Source organism: Paraburkholderia phymatum STM815 (genome assembly GCF_000020045.1).
GTDB classification, from domain to species: Bacteria; Pseudomonadota; Gammaproteobacteria; order Burkholderiales; family Burkholderiaceae; genus Paraburkholderia; species Paraburkholderia phymatum.
In genome coordinates, this window is sequence record NC_010622.1 from 1195970 (window position 1) to 1219214 (window position 23245).

Annotated in this window: 18 protein-coding genes; 12 read left to right on the top strand and 6 right to left on the bottom strand. The window is 64.0% G+C overall.

What is annotated here, in order from left to right; genetic code table 11:
• Positions 1–2 precede the first annotated feature (2 nt).
• The 5 genes from BPHY_RS05400 to BPHY_RS05420 all read left to right on the top strand — a co-directional run bounded on the left by BPHY_RS05400 (position 3) and on the right by BPHY_RS05420 (position 5855).
• Complete coding sequence (locus BPHY_RS05400) at positions 3–1463, top strand: glucose-6-phosphate isomerase (RefSeq protein ID WP_012400467.1); 1461 nt, start codon at positions 3–5, stop codon at positions 1461–1463.
• Entirely contained in the window at positions 1464–2699 is a 1236-nt protein-coding gene (locus tag BPHY_RS05405) for a glycosyltransferase family 4 protein (protein WP_012400468.1), read from the top strand. It abuts the gene before it with no gap.
• A 51-nt stretch (positions 2700–2750) separates the two neighbouring features.
• Positions 2751–3908, top strand: a complete 1158-nt coding sequence (locus BPHY_RS05410; RefSeq protein WP_012400469.1) for a glycosyltransferase family 4 protein — start codon at positions 2751–2753, stop codon at positions 3906–3908.
• A 325-nt stretch (positions 3909–4233) separates the two neighbouring features.
• On the top strand, positions 4234–4494 hold the full coding sequence (locus BPHY_RS05415) for a helix-turn-helix domain-containing protein (RefSeq protein ID WP_012400470.1): 261 nt from the start codon (positions 4234–4236) through the stop codon (positions 4492–4494).
• Positions 4494–5855 carry a HipA domain-containing protein gene (locus BPHY_RS05420; protein WP_012400471.1) on the top strand — a complete coding sequence of 454 codons (1362 nt, stop codon included), beginning with the start codon at positions 4494–4496 and terminating at the stop codon, positions 5853–5855. The genes BPHY_RS05415 and BPHY_RS05420 overlap by 1 nt, the downstream gene beginning before the upstream one ends.
• A gap of 61 nt (positions 5856–5916) precedes the next feature.
• On the opposite strand, the gene gmd is transcribed toward BPHY_RS05420, so the two are convergent.
• The 3 genes from gmd to BPHY_RS05435 are packed head-to-tail and all read right to left on the bottom strand — an operon-like array spanning position 5917 to position 8848.
• Positions 5917–6960, bottom strand: coding sequence for a GDP-mannose 4,6-dehydratase (gmd, locus tag BPHY_RS05425; RefSeq protein ID WP_012400472.1), 1044 nt, complete (start codon positions 6958–6960; stop codon positions 5917–5919).
• Complete coding sequence (locus tag BPHY_RS05430) at positions 6957–7736, bottom strand: SGNH/GDSL hydrolase family protein (protein WP_012400473.1); 780 nt, start codon at positions 7734–7736, stop codon at positions 6957–6959. Before BPHY_RS05430 ends, gmd begins: the two co-directional genes overlap by 4 nt.
• An 11-nt stretch (positions 7737–7747) precedes the next feature.
• Entirely contained in the window at positions 7748–8848 is a 1101-nt protein-coding gene (locus BPHY_RS05435) for an acyltransferase family protein (RefSeq protein WP_012400474.1), read from the bottom strand.
• Positions 8849–9324: 476 nt separating this feature from the next.
• Between BPHY_RS05435 and BPHY_RS05440 the strand changes: the two genes are divergently transcribed.
• The 3 genes from BPHY_RS05440 to BPHY_RS05450 are packed head-to-tail and all read left to right on the top strand — an operon-like array spanning position 9325 to position 15591.
• On the top strand, positions 9325–11610 hold the full coding sequence (locus BPHY_RS05440) for a hypothetical protein (protein WP_012400475.1): 2286 nt from the start codon (positions 9325–9327) through the stop codon (positions 11608–11610).
• A gap of 19 nt (positions 11611–11629) precedes the next feature.
• Positions 11630–13108, top strand: a complete 1479-nt coding sequence (locus BPHY_RS05445; protein ID WP_012400476.1) for an oligosaccharide flippase family protein — start codon at positions 11630–11632, stop codon at positions 13106–13108.
• Positions 13105–15591 carry a glycosyltransferase family 4 protein gene (locus BPHY_RS05450; RefSeq protein WP_012400477.1) on the top strand — a complete coding sequence of 829 codons (2487 nt, stop codon included), beginning with the start codon at positions 13105–13107 and terminating at the stop codon, positions 15589–15591. Before BPHY_RS05445 ends, BPHY_RS05450 begins: the two co-directional genes overlap by 4 nt.
• Positions 15592–15670: 79 nt before the next feature.
• Here the strand turns inward: BPHY_RS05450 and BPHY_RS05455 are convergent, their stop codons facing one another.
• The gene (locus tag BPHY_RS05455; protein ID WP_012400478.1) at positions 15671–16861 is read right to left on the bottom strand and encodes an acyltransferase family protein; all 1191 of its coding nucleotides are present in this window, start codon (positions 16859–16861) and stop codon (positions 15671–15673) included.
• 260 nt (positions 16862–17121) lie between these two features.
• On the opposite strand from BPHY_RS05455, the gene BPHY_RS42470 reads away from it, so the two are divergent.
• Together BPHY_RS42470 and galU are read left to right on the top strand one after the other, a co-directional pair.
• On the top strand, positions 17122–17265 hold the full coding sequence (locus BPHY_RS42470; RefSeq protein WP_167538864.1) for a hypothetical protein: 144 nt from the start codon (positions 17122–17124) through the stop codon (positions 17263–17265).
• Positions 17266–17519: 254 nt separating this feature from the next.
• Positions 17520–18413, top strand: a complete 894-nt coding sequence (gene galU, locus BPHY_RS05460; RefSeq protein ID WP_041763754.1) for a UTP--glucose-1-phosphate uridylyltransferase GalU — start codon at positions 17520–17522, stop codon at positions 18411–18413.
• A 76-nt stretch (positions 18414–18489) separates the two neighbouring features.
• On the opposite strand, the gene BPHY_RS05465 is transcribed toward galU, so the two are convergent.
• Together BPHY_RS05465 and BPHY_RS05470 are read right to left on the bottom strand one after the other, a co-directional pair.
• Positions 18490–19158 carry a phosphoribosyltransferase gene (locus BPHY_RS05465; protein ID WP_012400481.1) on the bottom strand — a complete coding sequence of 223 codons (669 nt, stop codon included), beginning with the start codon at positions 19156–19158 and terminating at the stop codon, positions 18490–18492.
• Between the two features lie 33 nt (positions 19159–19191).
• A complete protein-coding gene (locus BPHY_RS05470) occupies positions 19192–19962 on the bottom strand; it encodes an IclR family transcriptional regulator domain-containing protein (protein ID WP_012400482.1) in 771 nt (256 codons plus the stop codon).
• Positions 19963–20348: 386 nt separating this feature from the next.
• Between BPHY_RS05470 and BPHY_RS05475 the strand changes: the two genes are divergently transcribed.
• On the top strand, positions 20349–21194 hold the full coding sequence (locus BPHY_RS05475) for a BKACE family enzyme (RefSeq protein ID WP_012400483.1): 846 nt from the start codon (positions 20349–20351) through the stop codon (positions 21192–21194).
• A 36-nt stretch (positions 21195–21230) separates the two neighbouring features.
• Entirely contained in the window at positions 21231–23117 is a 1887-nt protein-coding gene (locus BPHY_RS05480) for a bifunctional sugar phosphate isomerase/epimerase/4-hydroxyphenylpyruvate dioxygenase family protein (protein WP_012400484.1), read from the top strand.
• Positions 23118–23245 lie beyond the last annotated feature (128 nt).

Genomic DNA, 23245 nt, shown 5'->3' on the forward strand with positions numbered 1-23245 from the left:
CGATGTCGTCGATTGCACGAGCGGGCATCGAGGGCACGTCGCGCGCCGTCAGGCGCGAGCGCCGCGACTGGCTGCCGCCTGCGTTGCTGTGGCTCGTCACGGCGATGCTGATCGTCGCGCACCAGGGCACGGTGCTCACGCTCGCGTTCCCGGTGCTGTCGATCGCCGTCGGGTTCTGGCTGTACTTCAAGGCGCCCGCGAAATATGTCGGCTACATGTGGTGGCTGTGGTTCCTGAGCCCCGAAGTGCGGCGTCTCGCCGACTGGTCCAAAGGCGCGTTCACGCCAACCAGCCTGATCCAGGTCGCGCCGCTCGCCGTCACGATGATCAGCGGGCTCTCGCTGATCCGCTTCTACCCCATGCTTGCGCAACGGCGTGGCTTGCCCGTGCTGCTGGTGCTCGGCGGACTCGCGTATGCGTTCGTGATCGGCGTGGTGTCGGCGGGGCCGCTCGCGGCGCTGTACGACCTCGCCAACTGGGTGTATCCGCTCCTGATCGGCTTTCACATCATGGCGCACTCGCGCCAGTACCCGGTGTTCCGCGAGACCATCGTCAACACCTTCATCTGGGGCATGCTGCTGATGGGAGGCTACGGCCTCGTGCAGTTTTTCATCATGCCGCAGTGGGACGCGCTGTGGATGCTCGGCTCGCAGATGAACTCGCAGGGCGACCCGGTGCCGTTCGGCGTGCGCGTGTTCAGCACGATGAATTCGTCGGGTCCGTTCGCGCTCGCGATGATGGGCGCGATGGTCTACGTGATGGCCGCGAACCATCGCGTGCGCTGGCTGGCGGGCGCGTTCGGCTTCCTGTCGTTCTGCCTGTCGCTGGTGCGCTCGACGTGGGGCGGCTGGGTGATCGCGATGCTCATCCAGCTCGTGAAGTCGGACAACAAGGTGCGCATGCGCATCGTCGCGAGCGCGGTGCTGCTGACAGGCCTGTGCGTGCCGCTGCTCGCCGTCGGTCCCGTCGCCGAGCGGATGCAGGCGCGCCTCGACACGATCGTCAATCTGCACGACGACCAGAGCTACGCCGCGCGCAACGAGTTCTACGCGACCTTCGCGAAGACGGCATTCACGGACGTGACGGGCGAAGGGCTGGGCGCGACGGGCACCTCGACGAAGCTCTCCAGCGACGGCGGCCAGCTCGGCCAGTACGGCAACTTCGACAGCGGCGTGATGAACATTCCGTTCGTGCTCGGCTGGCCGGGCACGCTGCTGTACATGTCGGGCGTGATCTGGCTGCTGATGCGCGCGCTGCGCGCGTCGTTCAGGCTGCGCGACGACAAGTTCGCATCGGCGTCGCTGTCGCTCGCGCTCGCGATCTTCGCGATGCTCGTGTTCACCAATTCGCTCGTCGGCACGGGCGGCCTGCTGCTGTTCATGGGCGTGTTCTCGATTCTTTCCGCGGCGCACTATCAGAAGCTGAACGGGCGCCGCCAATCATTCTTTCATGGAGGCCGCTGAGTGAGAGTTGCCATCGTCACGCACGTGGTGCGTCATAACGACGGGCAGGGCCGCGTCAATCACGAGATCGCGCGCGCGGCGCTCGACGAGAACATCGAGGTCACGCTGGTCGCCTCGCATGTCGCGCCCGAACTGCTGCAGCACCCGCTCGTGAAGTGGGTGCCCGTGAAGATCGGGCGCTTCTGGCCGACCAATCTGCTGCGCCAGCAGGTGTTCGCGCTCAAGAGCGCGTGGTGGCTGCGCATGCATCGGCGCGAGTACGACGTGCTGCACGTGAACGGCTTCATCACCTGGATGCCCGCCGACGTGAACACCGCGCACTTCGTGCATAGCGGCTGGTTCAGGAGCCGGTACTACCCGTTCGGCCTCGGCCAGGGGCTGTGGTCCGCGTATCAGTTCGTCTATACGCGCGCCAATGCCGCGCTCGAAGGCTGGGCCTACCGGCGCTCGCGCGTGATCACGGCCGTGTCGCAGAAGGTCGCGGCGGAGATCGCCGCGATCGGGCTCACGCCGCGCAACCGGCTCGACGTGATCTACAACGGCGTCGACACGCAGGGCTTCGCCGCCGCCGAAGGCGACCGCTCGCGCTTCAGGCTGCCCGAGGACAGGTTCCTGCTGCTGTTCGTGGGCGACCTGCGCACGCCGCGCAAGAATCTCGGCACCGTGCTGAAGGCGCTCACGGATCTGCCCGAGCGCGTGCACCTCGCGGTAGCGGGTTATCTGCCCGGCAGTCCGTACCCCGACGAAGCGAAGGCGCTGGGCATCGCGCATCGCGTGCATTTTCTGGGACTCGTGAAAGAGATGCCCGTGCTGATGCATTCCGTCGATGCGTACGTGTTTCCGTCGCGCTATGAGGCGATGAGCCTGTCGCTGCTCGAAGCGATGGCGGCGGGCCTGCCCGTCGTCACCGCGCATACGGCGGGCGGGGCGGAGATCATCACGCCCGCGTGCGGCATCGTGCTCGACGATCCCGACGACCCCAAAGCGCTCGCGCAGGCTGTCGGCAAGCTCGCGTCGAACGACGACGAACGCCTTGCGATGGGCCGCGCGGCCAACGAACTCGCGACGGGCTTCGGCTGGGCGCGCATGGCGCAGCAGTACATCGCGCTGTATCGACAGATCGCGGGGCGGCGCGAAGACCGCCGCCGCGCGACGACACTCGACCACAACGACGCCGATGCCGACGCGCTGCCGGCGAACGCGCTCGCAGGACCGCAAGGCGCGGACCGCGCCTGATGCGCATCACGCTCTCGCGTACATCGACAAACGACAAGGAAGGCACACACCATGACCACTCGTTCCATCAAATCGCTGCAAATCGGCATGCACTGGTTTCCCGAGCGCGCGGGCGGTCTCGACCGCATGTACTACTCGCTGATCGGCGCGCTGCCCGGCGCCGGCGTCGAAGTGCGCGGCGTCGTCGCGGGCTCGGAGCGCGTCGCGCAGGACACCAACGGCGCAATCAACGGCTTCGGCCCGGCAGCGCAATCGCTGCCCCTGCGCCTGATGGCCGCGCGCCGCGCGCTGCGCCGCGAGATTCGCGAGCAGCGCCCCGACGTGATCTCGTCTCACTTCGCGCTGTACACCTTTCCGGGTCTCGACGTGACGCGCGGTATTCCGCAGGTGTCTCACTTTCAGGGGCCGTGGGCCGACGAGAGCCACGTCGAAGGCGCCGATTCGCTCGGCCAGCGCGCGAAGCGCTATCTGGAGCAGGCGGTGTACGCGCGCTCGTCGCGGCTGATCGTGCTGTCCGACGCATTCGGCCGCATTCTCACGTCGCGTTACGGCATTCCCGCCGACCGCGTGCGCGTCGTGCCCGGCTGCGTGAACGTCGACCAGTTCAATCTGCCCCTCACGCAAAACGAAGCGCGTCTGCGCCTGCAACTGCCGTTGGGAAGGCCCATCGTGCTGGCCGTGCGGCGCCTCGTGCGGCGCATGGGCCTCGAAGATCTGATCGACGCGGTGAAGATCGTCAAGCGCCGCCAGCCCGATGTGCTGCTGCTGATCGCGGGCAAGGGCCGCCTGCAGCAAGCGTTGCAGCAGCGTATCGACGATGCGGGGCTCGGCGACAACGTGAAGCTGCTTGGCTTCGTGCCCGACGAGCAGTTGGCGTCGCTGTATCGCGCGGCGGATATCAGCGTCGTGCCGACGGTCGCGCTCGAAGGCTTCGGCCTGATTACCGTCGAATCGCTGGCGTCGGGCACGCCCGTGCTGGTGACGCCCGTGGGCGGTCTGCCGGAAGCGGTGGCGGGGCTGTCGCAGGATCTCGTGCTGCCGTCGACGGGCGCGGACGCGATTGCCGACGGCCTCGCGAGGGCGTTCGACGGCTCCATCCGACTGCCGGATGCCGATGCCTGCCGCGCTTATGCACGGGCCCACTTCGACAACCCCGTGATCGCGAAGCGTGTCGCGGCCGTGTATAACGAGGCGATTCAGGCAGCGTAGTCGCCAGCCGCTGCGACGGCGAGGCGAAGTGACGAACGGGACGGCCGCGAGGCCGTCCTTTTTCTTTGGGTGGTGGGCGCACGTGAGAAGCGCTCATCGCCTCATATTTCCGGTATTTCAGGAACTATCGAGCGCGGGCCGTCGTTTCGACCCATAATTCCTGAATTATAGGAATTATTGACGCTGAGCGCGATTTGACGCAATAATTCCGATATTCTCGCCGTTATCTGTCTAACCATGCGGCAGATTGCTTAATTCCTAAAATATCGGAACTATGGCTCGCACTTTACCTCGGCCGACTGCCGTCACGCCATTGGCACGGGACATGGCCGCCCTGGGCCGTCTAGTGCGCAACCGGCGCGCGCAAAGCGCGCTGCGCATCGACGACGCGGCGGACATGCTCGGTGTGTCGAAAGACGTGCTGTCGCGCCTCGAAAACGGCCGCTCCGTGAGCCTCGACAAGCTGTTCAAGGTGCTGGACGGCCTCGGCCTGAACCTGCTGGTGTTCACGAACCAGCAGACCAGCGCGGTGCTCGATGCCGTGGAACCGCTTGCCGGCGCGAGCCCGACGCGGGAGCAGTCCTGATGCTGCACACCCTGCATGTCACGACGCACGAAGGTGCCGTGGGCCGTCTGGACTTCGACGCGAGGCAAACCCTCTATCGTTTCGCATACGACGGAAACTGGACGGCACGCCGGAATGCGTTCCCGTTGTCACCGCACATTCCGCTGTCGGGTGCAGAACCGGCTGGCGGCGCAGTGCATCGCTTCATCGCGAATCTGCTGCCGGAGGGGCGGGCGCTGGACGTGGCGTCCGTCGTCTATCAGGTGTCGAAGGACAACATCTATGGCCTCATCCGCATGCTCGGCAAGGAGCCCGTCGGCGCGCTGAGTTTTCTCGCTTCCGGCGAAGCGGGCGAGCCCATCGAGCGGGGCGCCGGCGAACAACCGCCGGCGCGCAGGGCAATTTCGCCCGACGAACTGAGCCAGCGCATCCGCGAGCGCGACGCGATTCCGTTTCCTGTGTGGGACGGCAAAGTGCGTCTGTCGGTGGCGGGCTATCAGGACAAGCTGCAGGTGCTGCTGGAGGGCGATCGCATCGCGCTCGCCGACGGGCCGCTGAGTTCGACGCATATTCTCAAGCCGGAATCGCGCAGTCCCGTGACGCCGTGCATGGTCGCCAACGAGCATTACTGCATGACGCTCGCGTCGCGCATGGGCTTGCAGACCGCGCCCGTGGCGATCCGGCGCATTCCCGAGCCGATCCTGCTGATCCAGCGCTTCGACCGCAGCGTCGTGCTCGACGCCGCGGATGGCGAGTCGGTCGAAGCCGTGCGCCGCCGGCATGTGATCGACGGCTGCCAGGCGCTCGACTTGCCCGTGTCGTTCAAATACGAACGCAATTTCGGCAATACGCAGGACGTGCGCAACATCCGCGAAGGCGTCAGCTTCGAGAAGCTGTTTTCGCTCCAGCGGCATCTGGACAACCCGGCTGCGGCGCGTACCTTCATGATCCGCTGGGCGCTCTTTCAGCTGCTGATCGGCAACAGCGATGCGCACGGCAAGAACCTGTCGTTCTTCGTGCATGGCGGCGGCCTCGATCCCGCGCCGCTGTACGACCTCGTCTCTGTCAATGCATACGGAGAGCAGGTCGAGCAGGACATGGCGATGGGCTACGGCGAGGCATTCCGCCTCGAAGAGATCACGCCGTTCGCGCTCGCGGATTTTGCGCAGCGCACGGGCACGGCGCCGCGCTTTCTCGCGCGCGAAATGGCGCGGATGGCGCAGGCCGCGAAGGCGCTTGCGCCTGAACTCGCGCGCTCGCACGTCTACATTGCCGACGAGCGCGCGCTGGTGCAGACGATCGCCAGGTTCATCGGCGCACAGGCCGACCGTCTGCTGCAATTCGCGCCGATGGTGCCGCAGGTCGACCGCAAGCTACTCTAGCAATCGGGTCAATCGGGTAAAACAAAGGGCGCTTTACGTGCCCCTTGCTCGTCGACGGATGTCAGCATGACACGCCGTTCTGGTTCCGCGCGATATCCGCCTCCACCATCATCCGGCACAGTTGTTCGAGCGACGTCTGCGGACGCCAGCCGAGCTTTTCACGCGCTTTGTCCGCGCAGCCGATCAGCAGGTCGACTTCGGCGGGGCGGTAGAAGCGCGGATTCACGCGAATCAGCGTCTTGCCCGTCGAGATGTCGATGCCCGTCTCGCGCTCGTCGCGGCCCGTCCATTCGAGCTGATAGCCCGCCGCTGCAAACGCCATCTTCACGAAGTCGCGCACCGTCTCCGTACGGTTCGTCGCGAGCACGTAGGTGTCCGGTTCATCCGCTTGCAGCATGCGCCACATGCCTTCCACGTACTCGAGCGCGAAGCCCCAGTCGCGCTTGGCATCGAGATTGCCGAGTTCGAGCACGTCGGCCTTGCCGAGCTTGATCTTCGCGACGGTGTCGGTGATCTTGCGCGTGACGAACTCGCGGCCGCGCAGCGGCGACTCGTGATTGAACAGAATGCCGCTTGTCGCGAACATGCCGTACGACTCGCGATAGTTGATCGTCGACCAGTGCGCGAACAGCTTCGCAACACCATAGGGGCTGCGCGGATAGAACGGCGTGTCCTCGGCTTGCGGCACGGCCTGCACCTTGCCGAACATCTCCGACGTGGATGCCTGATAGAAACGCATCTGCGGATTCACCGTGCGGATGCCTTCGAGCAGGTTGAGCACGCCCACGCCCGTCACTTGCGCCGTCGTCGAAGGCTGGTCGAACGACACGCCGACGAAGCTTTGCGCGGCGAGATTGTAGAGTTCGTCAGCCTGCACCGTATCGAGCAGGCGCAGCGTCGAACCGGCGTCCGTCAGATCGTGTTCGACGAGTTGCAGATGCGGGTTGTCCATCACGCCCAGTTCTTCCATGCGCCAGAAATTGACGGAACTGGTGCGGCGATACGTGCCCGTGACCTGATAGCCCTTGCTGAGCAGCAGCTTCGTCAGATAGGCGCCGTCCTGCCCGGATACGCCTGTGATGATGGCTTTGCGTTGTGTGGTCATGAGTTGCCTCTCGTCGGGTTGTCTGAAGTTGAATGAGGAGGGGAAGGGGAACGCGGCGTCTCGCCTTCCGACAGCGCGGGCACGCCGAGCAGGCGCCGCACGAGCGGATCGATCACCTGGAAGTCCTCGCGCGCTTTCACGCGATACAGCTCGGGCTTCGGATGTGCGCCGTCCGACATATGCGTTTTCCAGTCGGCCATCGCGGAGATGTCGGCGTAGTGATCGACGAGGGGCACCTGCTGTTCGGCTGCGACGCGCCGCGTCATCGCGACCATATCGGCGAGGCGCGCATTCAGGCGGCCATCGGGCATGGGGTTCGACGTCTGCAACACGGGCAGCTTGCCGAGGGCCTGCGCCGTCTTCACCAGATCCGTTTCAGCCAGATAGAACTGCTCGGGCGTCTGGTTGTGCATCACTTCGTTAATGCCGTAGTTGATCGTGACGATCTGCGCAATCGATGCAGCGAGGCGGTCTTTCCACGCGCCTTTGCGCCCCGGCCCCGTGCCGTCGCGCAGTTGCGTCGCCATCGTCCCGCCGACGCCGTCGTTGACGACGTACACGCGCTCGCCATACTTCGCGCGTAGTTGCTCCTGCAGATACGTCACTGCGTTGTCGGCGCACGGCGCGCAATGTCCGCCGCTGCACGAGATGCCGAGTGTCGTCGAGTCGCCGTATGCTTCGACCAGCACTGACGACTGCGAGGGCGTGCGTGTGCGTTCATCGGCGCTCGCCAACGTCGCGGCGACGGCCAGCGCGCAAAGCGCCGCGCGGCGCATCGAGGCGGGCTTCAAGCGCTCGTCCTCGAGGCTTCGCGCGCCGCGTGCAGCGGTGTCTCGCGTTCTTCTTCATGCGGCCGGCGGCCCGGCGACGCGCTGCCGTGAATCAGGCGCCGCTCGAAGCCGAACCACGACGCGCTGGCATACGCGAGCGTGATCGCCAGTGCCAGCGCAGCCGTCACGTAGCGGTTCGTGTGCAGCGGCCAGAGCACGTAGAGAACGCTCAGGTGGATCAGATAGATCGTGTAGCTGATCGTGCCGATATAGACGAGCATCGGGTTGCACAGCACGCGCTTGACGATGCCTTTGCTCTGCAGCGCGATCACGACGATCGACGTGCACAGCACAAGCGACACGCTATACAGGCCAGCATTCGACAGCGGCGTATTGGCCGCGCGAAAACGCGGGTAATGCAGATGCAGCCACGCGAGCACGGCGAGCGCCGCGCAGATGCCGAGCGCGGCGGGCGCCTTGAACGGCGCCAGCGCATTCGCATCGCGCCGCACGGCGACGGCGAGCAGCGCGCCTGCCGCGAGCAGATCCATGCGGAACGGCGTCAGGTAATAGATTGGCCAGAACGAATCGAACCACGGCGTCGCGACAGCGCGCAGCACCGGGACGAACAGAATCAGCGCAGCCGCGACATATCCGACCCACCGCTCGGGCACGAGCAGGATCACGAACGGCCAGAAGATATAGAACTGCTCTTCGACCGCGAGCGACCACAGCACATTCAGGCTGTCGTGACCGCTTTGGCCGAGGGCATCGGCGACGTTCGTCGCAAAAAATGCGTACCACGGCCAGTGCTGCGCCCAGCCCAGGCCGAACAACAGCGACGACACCAGCATCAGCAGCAGATACGGCGGCAGGATGCGCCGCACACGGCGCGCATAGAAGTAGCTGAAATACGACTGCTGCCGCGCCTTGCGTTCGAGCAGGATGCCCGTGATCAGAAAGCCGCTCAGCACGAAGAACAGGTCGACGCCCATCCACAGCGGCGCCTTCAGCGCGTGCTGTGCGAAGACGGCGAGCACGGCGATCGCGCGCAGGCCGTCGAGCTGAACGATGCGTCGGTGATGCGAAGACGTGGCGGGCAGGGTGCTGACTGTCATGAGCGTCCGTGTATGCGCCTGATGCGGCATTCGAAGGGCCATGCACGGTGTCGCAAGGCGATCACCATGAAGACGGCAAAAACGGGTTTTATTGTAGGTACAGAAAAACGCTAAAAAACTGGAATGAAATAAACGAATTGATTCGATTAATAAAAATCGCTTTTTTGTATGCGAATACGAGTGCCTCTACCTCGACGCCGTTTTGCAAAAAAAATCGGAAATAAGTACCTTCATGATCGCCGAATCGGTAACTTATCCCATTTTTCTCAGCCGTAATTGCTTGAAAAATAGGCAAGCCGATTTTTTTCGGATTTCTTTATGCATGCTTCAATGCGCGAATAAATTTGAATTATTTGCGATTTACCGGACCAATTATTTGCAATTATCTTAAAGCGCTGATTGGCGCATTGCGCTTTAACGCCATTGCGCACGCATCGCACTTTCCTTGCGCATTTGCGCATCGCATCCGGCGCTGCATGCCGATCGCGTGCCTCTATTTCGCCTCGACTGGAGAATCTGCGTTGCCTCGACCCCTGCCTGCCCGCGCGCTGTGCGCGCTTGCCTTGCTCGCCACGCTGCACGCGTTCGCGGAACCCGCGCTGAACGTGCAGACGTCGTGGATCGGCAATACGTTCGGGTTCGGCGACGGCAGCTGGACGCAGATCAACATCACCGCGCTCGCGGTCGCGCCGGACGGTAAGGTCTATACGAATGCGCCGTGGGACGAGAGCGGTGCGGAAACGAGCGTCTATCAGAACGGCAAGATGCTCGGCTTCGCGGGCGGCACGCATGGCTGGGGCCAAAGCGGCGGCAACGCGATTGCCGTCAACGGGCGCTACGCGTATGTGGCCGTCGGCGTCGGCAACGAGAAGGGGCATCTGGTCGGACAGGGCGTGTGGCCTGATAAAGGCCGCCAGTGGTACGGCATCTCGCGACGCCAGATCGGCGATACGACACGCGTCGCGGCCTTCCAGCCCGCGGTGAACAACCTCGATCCGCACGCAAAGGCCGCTGCCGGGTTCCAGCTCGTCAACGACGTGCCGACGGGCATGCGCGGCGACATCAACGGTCTCGCCGCCAGCGACACGACGCTCTATGCATCCAATACGTCGCAGAACCGCATCGAGGTTTACGACGCCGAGTCGATGCAGCGCAAGTCGCAATGGAGCGTGTCCGCTCCGGGCCGTATCGCACGCGCGGGCGACGGTACGTTGTGGGTGCTGACGGACACGCGAGGCGCGCGGCCGCAGGCCGCGCATTTCGCTGCCGACGGCCAGCGCCTGAAAGACGACTTGCCATTGCCCGCCGATTCCGTCGCCGTCGATGTCGCCGTCGACAGCCAGGGCCGCGTGCTGATCGCCGATAACGGTCCGCGCCAGCAGGTGCTGTTCTTCGCCAAGCGTGACGGCGCCTATGCGCTGACGTCGACGCTCGGCGAGCGCGGCGGCATCTTCTCCGGGGTCGCCGGAAAACCGGGACCGCAGCGTTTCAACGGACTGACGGGCGTGGGCGTCGATGCGCGCGGCAACGTCTATGTGGCGACCAACGGCGTTGGTCCGCGCTTCGAACCGACGGGTGCCGGCCTCGGCGCGACGCTCGAAAGCTATGCGCCCGACGGCCGACGGCTGTGGCAGGTCGAAGGGCTGCTGTTCGTCGACGGCGCGTGGATGGACCCGGCCCGGCCCGACAGCGTCTATACGGGCAACAAGCGTTTCGAGCTCGATCTGTCGAAGCCTGCCGGCCAGCAATGGAAATACGCGGGTTTTCTGACCAACCGCTTCAGGTATCCCGACGATCCCGTCTTCAACACCGACCAGTGGCCGGGGCTGCCCATCGCGCGGCAGCTGAAGGGACGCACGTTCCTGTTCCTCACGGACATGTATGCGGATCATCTGAAGATCTATCGCTTCGACGGCGGCCGCGAAGGCGAGACTGCGACGCCTTCGGGCTTCATCGCAGGCCGCGAGCGCGCGGTGCTGAAGGTGCCGAACGCACCGAAGGGCGGCGACTGGATCTGGCGCGACGCGAACGGCAACGGCTCTTTCGATGCCGACGAATTCACGCCGAATACGACGGGCACGCACCTCGCGGGCGGCTGGGGCTGGTGGGTCGATACGCGCGGCGACATCTGGCGCGCACGCGATTCGAAAGGTATCAACCGCTTCCACTTCGGCGGCCTCGATGCGAAGGGCAACCCGATCTACTCGTATGCGGACATGACGGCGTACCCGGTGCCGCCACCGTTCAGCGAAGTCAAACGCGCGATCTACGACCCGCAAACCGATTCGATGTACGTGACGGGCTACACGCCCGAAGCCCCGTTCGACCGCGGCTTCTGGAAGGAAGTGGGCCGCGTGCTGGTGCGCTACGACGAATGGTCGAGCGGCAATCCCGTGGTGCGGTACACGCTGCCGCTGCCGTGGGACACCAGGGCGAAACCGGTATCCACGCTGATCGGCCTCACGGTCGAAGGCCGGTATGTGTTCGCCGTCGAGCCCGTCGGCACCGTGCACGTCTACGACAAGAACACGGGCACGGCCGTCGGCGCGATGCAGCCGGGCCCGGAAGTGGGCCGCGCATCCGGCTGGGTCGACGTGCCGAACGGCATCAGCGCATCCCGGCGCAACGACGGCGAGTACCTCGTGTTCGTCGAGGAAGACGCGCGCGGCAAGGTGCTGATGTACCGCTGGAAGCCCACTGCCAACACGTCAGCATCACGTTTCTCCACCCACACGCTACCCCGACACAGGCGCAACGCATGACTGACTCAAAAGGACTCCGATGGACAAAGGCATCCTCAAGAACGTAGTGATCAACCTGATCGGACTGGTGTTGCCGACGTTTGTTTCGCTCGTCACGGTGCCGTCGTACATCAAGCTGCTGGGCGTCGAGCGCTATGGCGTGATCAGTCTCGTCTGGACGCTGATCGGCTACTTCAGCATCCTCGATCTCGGTATGAGCATGGCCGCGCAGAACCACATCTCGAAGGCGCGCGCGTCGAACGACGCCAACGCCTGCGAGCAGGTGTTCTGGAGCGCGACGTGGCTGAACCTGACGACGGGCATCGTCGGCGGCCTCGTGATCTACTTCGGCGCAGCGCTGTACACCGCGTACTTCTCGAAGGTATCGCCCGAACTGCAGCACGAGGTCTATATGGCGCTGCCGTGGCTCGCGGCGGCGATTCCGCTGGCGAACGTCTCATGGGTGTTCGCGGGCGCGATTAACGGCGCGGAACGCTTCGGCATCTACAACACGAACCAGACGCTCGGCACCTTCCTGTTCCAGCTGTTGCCGCTCGCGGCCGCCTGGATGATGGGGCCGACGTTGCAGAACGTGCTCGCGGCCGCCGTCGTCGCGCGTCTGCTCGCGGCGGTTCTACTCGGACGCTCCGCGTTGAGCGTGCTCGGCATCCGTCATATCCGCGCGCCGCAATTCGCGGTGGCGAAGGGTCTGTTCAGTTTCGGCGGCTGGATGCTGATTGCGAGCATCACGGGCATGGTCGCAGAATCGCTCGACCGCGTGATGCTCGGCACGAGTCTCGGCGCGCGCTTCGTCACGTATTACACGGTGCCGCAGAACCTCGTCACGCGTCTGAACATCGTGCCCACGGCGATGCAGCGCACGCTGTTTCCGCGTCTGTCCGCCGTCGCCCGCGACGATGCCGACCTGATCATGCGGCAATCGCTCGAGTTCCTGAACGGCGTGTTCACGCCTGTCGCGCTCGTCGCGATCATCGTGCTCGAACCGTTCCTTCACGCATGGGTGGGCAGCGAGGTGGCCGACGCGGCAGGGCCCGTCGGCCGCATCCTGATCATCTCCGTGTGGCTCGTCGGCCAGGCCAACCTCGCACGCATCCTCATTCAATCGCAGCTCAACCCCGCCTCCGCCGCGCGTCTCGGCCTGTTCGAGCTGCCGTTCTTCGCGCTCGCGCTGTGGTTCGGCATCGCGCATTTCGGCCTCACGGGCGCGGCCGTCGTCGTCGCGGCGCGCGGGCTGTTCGATTACGTCGTGCTGTTGCGCCTGTCCGCGATTCACGCGCGCCCGATCGTGCTCGACATGGGCGCGCACCTCGCTTTCCTGGCGGGCACGCTGTGGCTCGCCACCTGGCTGTCCAGCCTGCCGATGGCCATGGCCGCGGGCGCCCTCGTCGTGAGCGCGAACCTCGCATGGTCGCTCACGATGACCCCCGCATTGCGCGATCTTGCGCGCTCGCTGCTTGCGCGCCTGAAGGTGCGACTCAATCCGAGGAATAGCGCATGAACCACGATATCGTTGAAGAAGACCTGCTGCGCCCCACGCCCGTGAAGCGCGATGCAGGCCACGATCTCAACACGGCCACGCCCGTCTCGAAGCCGCCCGCGCAACGGCGCGGCGCACGCAGCACCGGCCCCGTGCGCGTCGCCATCGTTCACGACTGGCTCGTCACCTACGCGGGCGCCGAGCGGGTGCTCGAACAGATCGTCGCGTGCTTTCCGGACGCCGACCTGTTCAGCCTCGTCGACTTTCTCGACGACCGCTCGTTCCTGCGCGGCAAGCCCGTGACGACCTCGTTCATCCAGAACCTGCCGATGGCGCGCACGAAGTACCGCGCCTATCTGCCGCTGATGCCGCTCGCGATCGAACAGCTCGACGTGTCCGCCTACGACGTTGTGATTTCGAGCAGCCATGCCGTCGCGAAGGGCGTGCTCACGGGACCGGACCAGGTGCATATCAGCTATGTGCATTCGCCCATCCGCTACGCGTGGGATCTGCAGCATCAGTATCTGCAGCAGTCGGCGCTCACGCGCGGACCGAAGTCCGCGTTCGCGCGCGTGATCCTGCATTACATGCGCAACTGGGATATCCGCACGTCGAATTCCGTCGATACGTTCGTCGCAAACTCCGAGTTCATTTCGCGCCGCATCCGCAAGGTATATCAACGCGAATCCGAAGTGATCTTTCCGCCCGTGGATGTCGAGGCGTTCGCGCTGTGCGAAGCCAAGGAAGACTTCTATCTGACGGCATCGCGCATGGTGCCGTACAAGAAGATCGATCTGATTGTCGAGGCGTTCGCCCGTATGCCCGAGCGCAGGCTCGTGGTGATCGGCGACGGTCCCGACATGCAGAAGGTGCGCGAGAAAGCGACGCCCAACGTGCAGATTATGGGCTATCAGAAGTTCGACGTGCTGCGCGATCACATGCGTCGCGCGAAGGCGTTCGTGTTCGCCGCGGAAGAAGATTTCGGCATTTCGGTGGTGGAAGCGCAGGCCTGCGGCACACCCGTCATCGCGTACGGCAAGGGCGGAGCGCTCGAAACCGTGCGCGACCCGTATGAATCGCATCCCACCGGCATTTTCTTCAGCGAGCAGACCACCGACTCGATCATCGATGCCGTGGAGCATTTCGCCAGCGACCCGACCCGCTTCAAACCCGCCGACTGCCGCGCGAATGCCGAGCGCTTCTCGATCCGCCATTTCCGCGAGCGCTTTTTCGGCTTCGTGCGCGAGACGGTGCCCGCATTGCGCGATGCGACGCTGCCGTCGGACGAACCGCCCGCCCGCCGCAGCGAACAGGAGCGGTCATCGAGCGCGCTGCGCGTGCTCGCGATCGATCAGAGCGGCGTGCTGGGCGGCGCCGAGCTCTCGCTGCTGGAAATCGTGAAGGCGCTCAAGGCGCGCGTGCAGGTGCTGCTGTTCGACGATGGCCCGTTCCACGCCGCGCTGCGTCGCGAAGGCGTCGCCGTCGACGTGCTCGATCCCGGCGCGACACGCGACATTCGCAAGCAGGGCGGCACGCCGCCGCTGGCCAAAGCGGTGAAGGGCGTGGCGTCGCTCGTGCGCGCGACGGTCGCGCGTGCCCGCCAGAGCGACGTGATCTACGCGAACACGCAGCGCGCGATGGTGATCGGCGCGCTCGCCGGCCGCCTCGCACGACGCCCGGTGGTCTGGCATCTGCGCGATATCGTGAGCCCCGAGCACTTCGGCAGCAAGCAGCTCGCGATCATCAAGTGGTGCGCGAAACTGGGCCTTGCGCATGTGATCGCCAATTCGGCCGCGTCGGCGCGCGCATTTGCGGACCTCACGCAGTTCGGCGACAAGCGCATCGACGTCGTGTTCAACGGCATTTCCAGCGCACCGTTCAACGCGCTGCGCGATGTGCCGCAAAGCGTGCTGCGCACGCGGCTGGACCTGCCGCAGGATGCGTTCCTCGTCGGCTCGTTCAGCCGTCTCGCGCAATGGAAGGGGCAGCATGTGCTGCTCGAAGCGATGGTGCTCAATCCGCACATGCATGCCGTGCTGGTGGGCGCACCGCTCTTTGGCGAAGACGCCTATGAAGCGATGCTGCATGCGTTCGTCGCGGCGCATGGACTTGAAGCGCGCGTGCATTTCCTCGGCTTTCAGGACGACGTGGCCGCGTGCATGTGCGCCGTCGATGTGGTCGCGCATACGTCGATCACGCCAGAGCCGTTCGGTCGTGTGATCGTCGAAGGGATGCTCGCGCAGCGGCCCGTGGTGGCGTCGCGCGCGGGCGGCGTGACGGAGATCATCGACGATGGCGTGAACGGCGTGATGTGCACGCCGGGCGACGCGCACGCGCTCGCCGATACGCTCGCCGAACTGCGCTCGGATCAGGCCCTGCGCGACCGGCTCGTCGCGCGCGGCTATCAGACGGCCGTGCGCAAGTTCGGCACTCAGGCGTATGTCGAAGGCGTCGAGCGGATTCTCGCGAACGTGGCGGGCGGGCGCAAGAAGCTCGCAAGCTGACCAGGAAGGAAAAAGGCCGGTGCGATCTGTATCGCGCCGGCCTTTCTTTTTGCCGCAACCGCCTGAACTGCCTGTACCGTTATCGCAGCCGTTTCGCACCTGCAGGCTTGAGACTGGCGGACCACTTCATCGCCGGCAGTTCGATGCAGCGATAGAAGACCCATGCTACGGCAAGCGCGACGAGCATGAAAGCGAAGGTCGGAAAGATCGACATTTGCAGCGCCGAGCGATACAGCAGCGTCGACAGCAATACGAAGACAGGCAGATGGATCGAATACAGCGAGAAGCTGAAATCGCCGAAGCGCGACAGCAGCCGGATCGCGGGTGTGTCGTTATGTCGACGGCTCTTGAGCGCTTCGTTCAGGTAGCACGCGAAGCCGAGCGCCCACAACTGGAACGCGTAGAACTGGCCGAAGTGAAACGCGACGCAGCCCAGCGCCGTCAGCAATGCCGCCGCACCGACCATCGGCCACGACATGCGGCTGTCCCGCGCGTCGTGTTTGACCCGCGTGACCTGCGCTTCGGCGATCCATGCGCCAAGCGTCCACGAGAGCCAGAACGAGGTGAAGAACTGCAGGTCGCGGCGTTCGAACACGAAGAAGGATGCGAGATTGACGAGGGCAACCAGACCCAGCACGACAGGCAGGCCGAGGCGCCGGCGCAACGCAAAAAGCAGCGGATACACGGCATAGAACTGCACTTCGAGCGACAGTGTCCACAGCGCGCCGTTGGAGCCATAGGTCTTGCCGGCTACGCCTTGCAGCGAGAACAGGTTGACGAGGAAGGCCCGGGGGCCGATGTCGAGAATCTTGTGATTGACGGGCGGAAACTGCAGGCTCGTCCAGTCGAGCGCCAGCGTGAGCAGCAGGGCGGCGATGAGCACGGGATAAATGCGCGCGAGGCGACGCGCCCAGAAGTTCATCGCGTCGAGCCGATAGTCGGGGAACGCCGCGAGGCGCTGCGCCGCGCTGCGATGTATGCAATAGCCGCTGATGACGAAAAAAATCGGCACGCCTGCGGAGCCCCATGCAATTGGCAAGGTAAGGTACGCGACGATCGTGTTCAGATCGAGCGACTTGCCGGCGACGCGATGAAAGCTCTGCATGCCGATCCATTCGACCTGGCGGCAATGAAAATACGCCACCAGCAGCGCGGCGAATCCGCGCATCGCGTCGATGACGTGTTCCTTGTCGGCGACGTTTGTTGCGCTGCGCGCCGCCGCTGCGAAGGACAGGGACGAGCCGGTGGCGTCCAGTGCGGTTTCGCTCATACGCGGTCCTTGTTCGTTGATGAATGAATGAATGGGCGCACGGCTTGGCAGGCGGGCCGCGCGTCCGCGTGCATATCGTAGGCGAATGGTAGGCGAATGAGCGCGCAAAAAATCGGCAAGAAATGATTGAAAGGGTCTGCATGCCCTATTGCAGTTTTATTTCATGCCCCGCGAATAATGCGGGTTCGTACCGGATGGGATTATTTGACGTTTTTTTCATGCTACGTTGATGCGGGGAAAACTTTGACAGGGGTGAAGTGATGAACCTGCATTTGATCGCCGGCGTCGCCGTACTACTGCTCCTCGTTGCCGTGTCGGCATATCGCGAGGCGCTGCGTAACGAGCCGATCAGCCGCATCCGTATGAATCCGGAAAGGCTGCCGCAATTCGAGGAACACGAATAAGCGACGCTCGTCGTGCCGCATCGGGAAAGAATTACGCGGTGCAATCACGGGTGCACACAAAGCATCGCGTCGTTGTTTCCGCATGCACCGCCGATATCGGAACAGATGACCGTCAATCGAACAATTTGAATTACTTTCGATGACGCACTGCGCAAAATTTCGAGTGATTTTGCGTTAGGCTTTTGCAGCACGACAATGCGCCGCCTTTCACGGCGATTGCATACATTCAATCCAACCGAGTGGAAATGCATACCATGCTGAAAGTCACCAAAGCCGTCTTTCCTGTTGCGGGTCTCGGCACACGTTTTCTGCCTGCCACGAAGGCGAGCCCGAAGGAAATGCTGCCCATCGTCGACAAGCCGCTGATCCAGTACGCAGTCGAAGAAGCAATCGCAGCGGGCATCACCGAAATGATCTTCGTCACGGGCCGCAGCAAGCGGGCCATCGAAGATCACTTCGACAAGTCCTATGAGATCGAAGCCGAACTCGAAGCACGCGGCAAGGAACAGTTGCTGGATCTCGTGCGCAGCATCAAGCCGTCGAACGTCGACTGCTTCTATGTGCGCCAGGCGGAAGCGCTGGGTCTCGGTCATGCCGTGCTGTGCGCGGAAAAACTGGTCGGCGGCAGCCCGTTCGCCGTGATTCTCGCGGACGACCTGCTGCACAGCGAAAAGCCCGTGATGAAGCAGCTCGTCGACACGTTCAATCACTATCACAGCTCGGTGGTCGGCGTCGAAACGATCGCGCGCGAAGCGAGCCGTTCGTACGGCGTCGTCGACGGCAAGGAGTGGGAAGAGGACGTGATCAAGCTGTCCGGCATCGTCGAAAAGCCGGCGCCCGACAAGGCCCCGTCGAATCTCGGCGTGGTTGGCCGCTACGTGCTGATGCCGACCATCTTCAAGCACATCCGCGCGCTGAAGCCGGGCGCAGGCGGCGAACTGCAACTGACGGATGCGCTGCAATCGCTGCTGACGGAAGAGCAGGTGCTCGCCTATCGCTACTTCGGTACGCGTTTCGATTGCGGCAGCAAGCTGGGCTACCTGAAAGCGACGGTGGAATTCGCGCTGCGTCATCCCGAAGTGCGCGCGGATTTCGAAGACTTCCTGCAAAGCTATCTGCCGCTGCATCTGACGGCAGCGGCTGCCTGAAAGCAATGCCAGCGGCGGCGACGGCGCCTCCATGCGCCGTCGCGCTGCGGGTGCGCGGGCACGCGCGCCCGCGCCTTCACGACGAAGGGGACCCGCTGGCCGACGATGCGCGAGCGAGTATTGCGCGCACATCGTCGTCGGTGGTTTCGCTGAAGTCGGAATAGAACTGGCTGACGCTGAAGAAATGTTCCGGCGTCAGCACGCAGACGAATTCATCGACGTCGCTGCCGATGCGCGCCTGCGCATCGTAAGGTGCAACGGGCAGCGCGGCGACGATCTTCACGGGTGCGCGTGTGCGCAATGCGCGCGCGGCCGCGGTCATCGAGGCGCCCGTCGCGAGTCCATCGTCGACGACGATCGCGATACGGTTCGCCACGTCGACATGCGCGCGCTGCGGGTCGCGAAACAGTGCTTCGCGTCGCGCAAGCTGCGCCTTTTCCTCCGCTAGCACGCGCTCGAATTCGGGCTGGCCGACGTCCGTCTCGCGCAGCAGTTCTTCATTCACATACAACGCGTCGCCCGACGCGATCGCACCCATCGCGAGTTCGCGTTGCCACGGCACGCCAAGCTTGCGCACGACCAGTACATCGAGCGGCGCGTCGAGCGCGCATGCGACCTCATACGCCACGGGGACGCCGCCGCGCGGCAAGCCGAGCACGACGACGTCGTTGCGTCGTGCGTAGTGCTGCAGATGTGCCGCGAGCGCGCGGCCCGCGTCAGCGCGATCCGCAAACGGGCGATGCATGACTCGCTCCCACGTCGCTATCCCTGCACTTCACTATAGGACGTTGAGCATCGAAAGTGCCGACTCCTGCAGCGGCCGCAACACGCGCGTGAGGGCCGCTTCCGTCGTCTCCTTGCCCATCGGCATGTTGGTGCTGAGCGCGGCGACCACCTCGCCATGACGGTTCTTCATCGGCACCGCGACGCCGCGCACGCCGATATCGAGTTGCTGCTCGATCACCGCGTAACCGTCCGCCTGCGCGCGGCGGATCTTTTCGAGCAGACCTGTTCTGTTGGTCAGCGTATGCGGCGTGAACGGTGCGAGCGACGTATCGTTGAGCCAGGCCTGCATTGCCTCCTGATTACGGTGATAGGCGAGCAGCACGACGCCGGGCGAGGTGAGCGGAGCGGGCACACGCGCGCCGAGCACGAAGCCCGTCGTCATCACGCGGGAGGTGCCGTTACGCGCGATGAACACCAGTTCCCAGTCGTCGAGCACGCTTACATAGACGGATTCGCCGATCGTTGCGCTCAGTTGCTGCAGATAGGGCTGAACGGTCTTCGGCAGACGCGCCGAATCGAAATACGACCAGCCGACGCGCAGCACCCGCGGCGTAAGCCCGTAGAGCTTGCCGTCGCCTTGCACGTAGCCGAGATGCTCGAGCGTCAGCAGATAGCGGCGCGCAGCCGTGCGAGTCATGCCCGTGAGCTGCGCGGCCTGGCTCGGCGTGAGGCGCGCGTGTTCGCTGTCGAACGACTCGAGGATCGCGAGCCCTTTTTCGAGACCCGCGATCCAGTCGCGTTTGTCCAATGGCGGTCGGTTCATGGCAATCACCCTCTGATCTGCGCGGATAACGTATCGATATGCGCGATTATCGCTCACGCAGTGCCGTGCCGTCCCGCGAGTTGCACGCGGCGCGGCGCGTCGGACTGTGACAGACCATCGTGCCGGCGCCACGCAGCGTCGCGCGAAACGGTGTCCGCACGGCGTGCGCACTGCCACACCCAGCCTGGTGCAAACCCGCGAACCGCGCGTTAATCGCACAACACTGTGCGATTAACGAACGTTATTGCGTCCGGGAGCATTGCCCGCCGATGCCTGCTTGCCTATTCTTGAGCCACCTCGACGGCTCGGGCCGAGCTTGCGCCGAATCGACGGGAATAGCGAATGCATCGCCCCTGCAAGAAGGTTTCATCGAAGAAGGTTCCGCCATGAGTCACGCCACGAATCAGCCTTGCATCATCTCCGTCGCGATCACGGGCTCCGTGCCGCGCAAGAAGGACAATCCGGCCGTGCCGATCTCGGTGCCCGAGCAGGTCGAGAGCACGCATGAAGCGTACGAAGCGGGCGCAACGCTCGTGCATCTGCACGTGCGCGACGAGGAGGAGCGCTCGAGCTCCGACCGCAACAGCTTCGCGGCGTTGCAGGAGGGCATTCGCAAACATTGCCCCGACATCATCGTCCAGTTCTCGACGGGCGGCCGCGGCCGTTCGTTCGAGCAGCGCGGCGCGATGCTCGACCTGCGTCCCGACATGGCGTCGCTCGCGACGGGCTCGGTGAACTTCCCGACTACCGTCTACGAGAATCCCCCCGATTTCGTGCGCATGCTCGCGCAGACGATGCTCGATCATGATGTGAAACCCGAAATCGAAATCTTCGATCTGGCCATGCTGTACAGCACCGTCGATCTCGTGCAGCAGGGCTTGCTGAAAGAGCCTGTGCACGTGCAGTTCGTGATGGGCGTGAAGAACGCGCTGCCAGCGCGCCGCGAGATTCTCGAATTCGAAGTCGAACAACTGAAGAAACTGCTGCCAACGGCAACGTGGACCGCGGCGGGTATCGGCCGTCACCAGCTCGAAGTGAATCACTGGACCCTCGAAATGGGCGGCCATTGCCGCACGGGTCTGGAAGACAACGTGCGCTGGGACAAGGACACGCTGGCGAAAAGCAACGCGCAGCTCGTGCAGCGCGTCGCGGATCTGTGCGGCCAGTACGGCCGCCCCGTGGCGACCGCGAAACAGGCCCGCGAAATGTTGGCGCTCAGGCCCGCTGCGTGACGCGCACCCAGTCCGCTTTCTCCTTCGAGCCATACCATGCTCCGCTCCATTGCCACTGTGTCGGTTAGCGGCACGCTCGTCGAGAAGCTCGCTGCGATTCGCGCGGCGGGTTTCGATGGCGTCGAGATCTTCGAAAACGATCTGCTGTATTTCGACGGCTCGCCAGCAGATATCCGCAAGCGTTGCGCCGATCTCGGTCTGCAGATCATGCTGTTCCAGCCGTTCCGCGATTTCGAAGGCGTCTCGAAGGAGCGGCTTGCGCAGAACCTTAACCGCGCAAAACGCAAGTTTGATCTGATGCACGAACTCGGCACCGATCTGGTGCTCGTGTGCAGCAACGTCAACGCAAACGTGATTGCGGACGATGCACTGATCGTCGATCAGCTCGGCGAGCTTGCATCGCTCGCCGAACGCGAAGGTGTGCGGGTCGGCTTCGAAGCCCTCGCGTGGGGCAAGTATGTGAATTCGTATCGCCACGCGTGGCGGCTCGTCGATGCCGTCAATCATCCGAGCCTCGGGCTGATACTGGACAGCTTCCATACGCTGTCGATCGACGATCCTGTCGATCCCATTGCCGACATTCCGGGCGATCGGATTGTGTTCGTGCAGATCGCCGATGCGCCGCTGCACAAGATGGACGTTCTCGAATGGAGCCGTCATTACCGGTGCTTTCCGGGGCAGGGCGACCTCGATGTCGCCCGCTTCGCGGACCGGGTACTGGCGACGGGCTATCAGGGCCCCTTTTCGCTGGAGATCTTCAACGACGGCTTCCGCGCCGCGCCGACGGCGGCGACCGCCGCAGACGGCTATCGCTCGCTGCTGTACCTCGAAGAGCAGGCGGCGCATCAGCGCACGGGGCAGAGCGCGCAGCCGCTGTTCACGCCGCCTGCGCCGCCCGCGCATTCGGGCTTTCAGTTCATTGAGTTCGCCGTCGATTCGACCAGCGCGCCGCGTCTTGCGCAACGCTTTGCCGAAGCGGGATTTCACACGGCGGGCAAGCATCGCTCGAAGGACGTGACGCTATATCAGCAAGGCGATGCGTCGATCGTGCTGAACGCGGAGACGGATTCATTCGCGAGCGAGTTTTTTCATCGGCACGGTTTGTCGCTTTGCGCGTCTGCGTTTCAGGTCGACGATGCCGCGCGTGTTTTCGAACGCGCGACGTCGTTCGGCTACGCACCGTTTTCGGGCCGTGTCGGTCCCAACGAGCGCGTCGTGCCCGGTGTGCGTGCACCGGACGGCAGCCTGCATTACTTCGTCGACGCGCGCCCCGACGAGCCAACGCTTTACGAAGCCGATTTCGTGCTCGACGCGCAAGCCAACGGGCAGCCAGCCGGGCCGGGCGATCTGACGCGTATCGATCACGTCTGCCTCGACTTGCCCGCCGATACGCTCGACACGTGGGTGCTGTATTTCAAGGCAGTGTTCGGCTTTGAAGCCGAATCGGCCTGGTTGCTTCCCGATCCTTATGGACTGGTGCGCAGCCGTGCGGTGCGCAGTGCCGACGGATCGGTGCGGATCGTTCTCAATGCTTCCGTGGACGGGCGTACGTCGACGGCGCAATCGCTGCATATATATCGCGGTTCTGGCCTGAATCATGTGGCGTTTGTCACTGACGACATCTTCGCGGCCGTCGAACAGTTGCGCGCACGCGACGTTCGGCTATTACGAATACCGTTGAACTATTACGATGACCTTGAAGCGCGATACGATTTCGCCGACGACATGATTGCCAGGATGAAAGACGCTCACGTGCTCTATGACCGGGATGCGCAGGGCGGCGAATTCTTCCATGTGTACACCGAGCAGATGGACGGACGCTTCTTCCTGGAGGTCGTGCAGCGCAAGGGCGGCTACGACGGATACGGTGCAGTAAACGCACCTGTCAGGCTCGCCGCTCAAGCGCAGCGCAAGCATGGCTAGATGCAAAGAACTGAGATTGCGCGGGGCGCTGACAGGTGATTTCCAGTAGCAATCCGCGCAGTACCAGGGTGTACCCAGGTTTTCCCCGCCTTACCTTCAGCTTTTCAGCAATACGCAATAACCACGCA

What these genes read in the sequence shown, in the direction of transcription:
- BPHY_RS05400 (WP_012400467.1), top strand. Translation starts at nt 3, where the DNA reads ATGTCGTCGATTGCACGAGCGGGCATCGAGGGCACGTCGCGCGCCGTC.
- BPHY_RS05410 (WP_012400469.1), top strand. Translation starts at nt 2,751, where the DNA reads ATGACCACTCGTTCCATCAAATCGCTGCAAATCGGCATGCACTGGTTT.
- BPHY_RS05415 (WP_012400470.1), top strand. Translation starts at nt 4,234, where the DNA reads ATGGCCGCCCTGGGCCGTCTAGTGCGCAACCGGCGCGCGCAAAGCGCG.
- BPHY_RS05420 (WP_012400471.1), top strand. Translation starts at nt 4,494, where the DNA reads ATGCTGCACACCCTGCATGTCACGACGCACGAAGGTGCCGTGGGCCGT.
- gmd (WP_012400472.1), bottom strand. Translation starts at nt 6,960, where the DNA reads ATGACCACACAACGCAAAGCCATCATCACAGGCGTATCCGGGCAGGAC.
- BPHY_RS05430 (WP_012400473.1), bottom strand. Translation starts at nt 7,736, where the DNA reads ATGCGCCGCGCGGCGCTTTGCGCGCTGGCCGTCGCCGCGACGTTGGCG.
- BPHY_RS05435 (WP_012400474.1), bottom strand. Translation starts at nt 8,848, where the DNA reads ATGACAGTCAGCACCCTGCCCGCCACGTCTTCGCATCACCGACGCATC.
- BPHY_RS05440 (WP_012400475.1), top strand. Translation starts at nt 9,325, where the DNA reads ATGCCGATCGCGTGCCTCTATTTCGCCTCGACTGGAGAATCTGCGTTG.
- BPHY_RS05445 (WP_012400476.1), top strand. Translation starts at nt 11,630, where the DNA reads ATGGACAAAGGCATCCTCAAGAACGTAGTGATCAACCTGATCGGACTG.
- BPHY_RS05450 (WP_012400477.1), top strand. Translation starts at nt 13,105, where the DNA reads ATGAACCACGATATCGTTGAAGAAGACCTGCTGCGCCCCACGCCCGTG.
- BPHY_RS05455 (WP_012400478.1), bottom strand. Translation starts at nt 16,861, where the DNA reads ATGAGCGAAACCGCACTGGACGCCACCGGCTCGTCCCTGTCCTTCGCA.
- BPHY_RS42470 (WP_167538864.1), top strand. Translation starts at nt 17,122, where the DNA reads ATGAACCTGCATTTGATCGCCGGCGTCGCCGTACTACTGCTCCTCGTT.
- galU (WP_041763754.1), top strand. Translation starts at nt 17,520, where the DNA reads ATGCTGAAAGTCACCAAAGCCGTCTTTCCTGTTGCGGGTCTCGGCACA.
- BPHY_RS05465 (WP_012400481.1), bottom strand. Translation starts at nt 19,158, where the DNA reads ATGCATCGCCCGTTTGCGGATCGCGCTGACGCGGGCCGCGCGCTCGCG.
- BPHY_RS05470 (WP_012400482.1), bottom strand. Translation starts at nt 19,962, where the DNA reads ATGAACCGACCGCCATTGGACAAACGCGACTGGATCGCGGGTCTCGAA.
- BPHY_RS05475 (WP_012400483.1), top strand. Translation starts at nt 20,349, where the DNA reads ATGAGTCACGCCACGAATCAGCCTTGCATCATCTCCGTCGCGATCACG.
- BPHY_RS05480 (WP_012400484.1), top strand. Translation starts at nt 21,231, where the DNA reads ATGCTCCGCTCCATTGCCACTGTGTCGGTTAGCGGCACGCTCGTCGAG.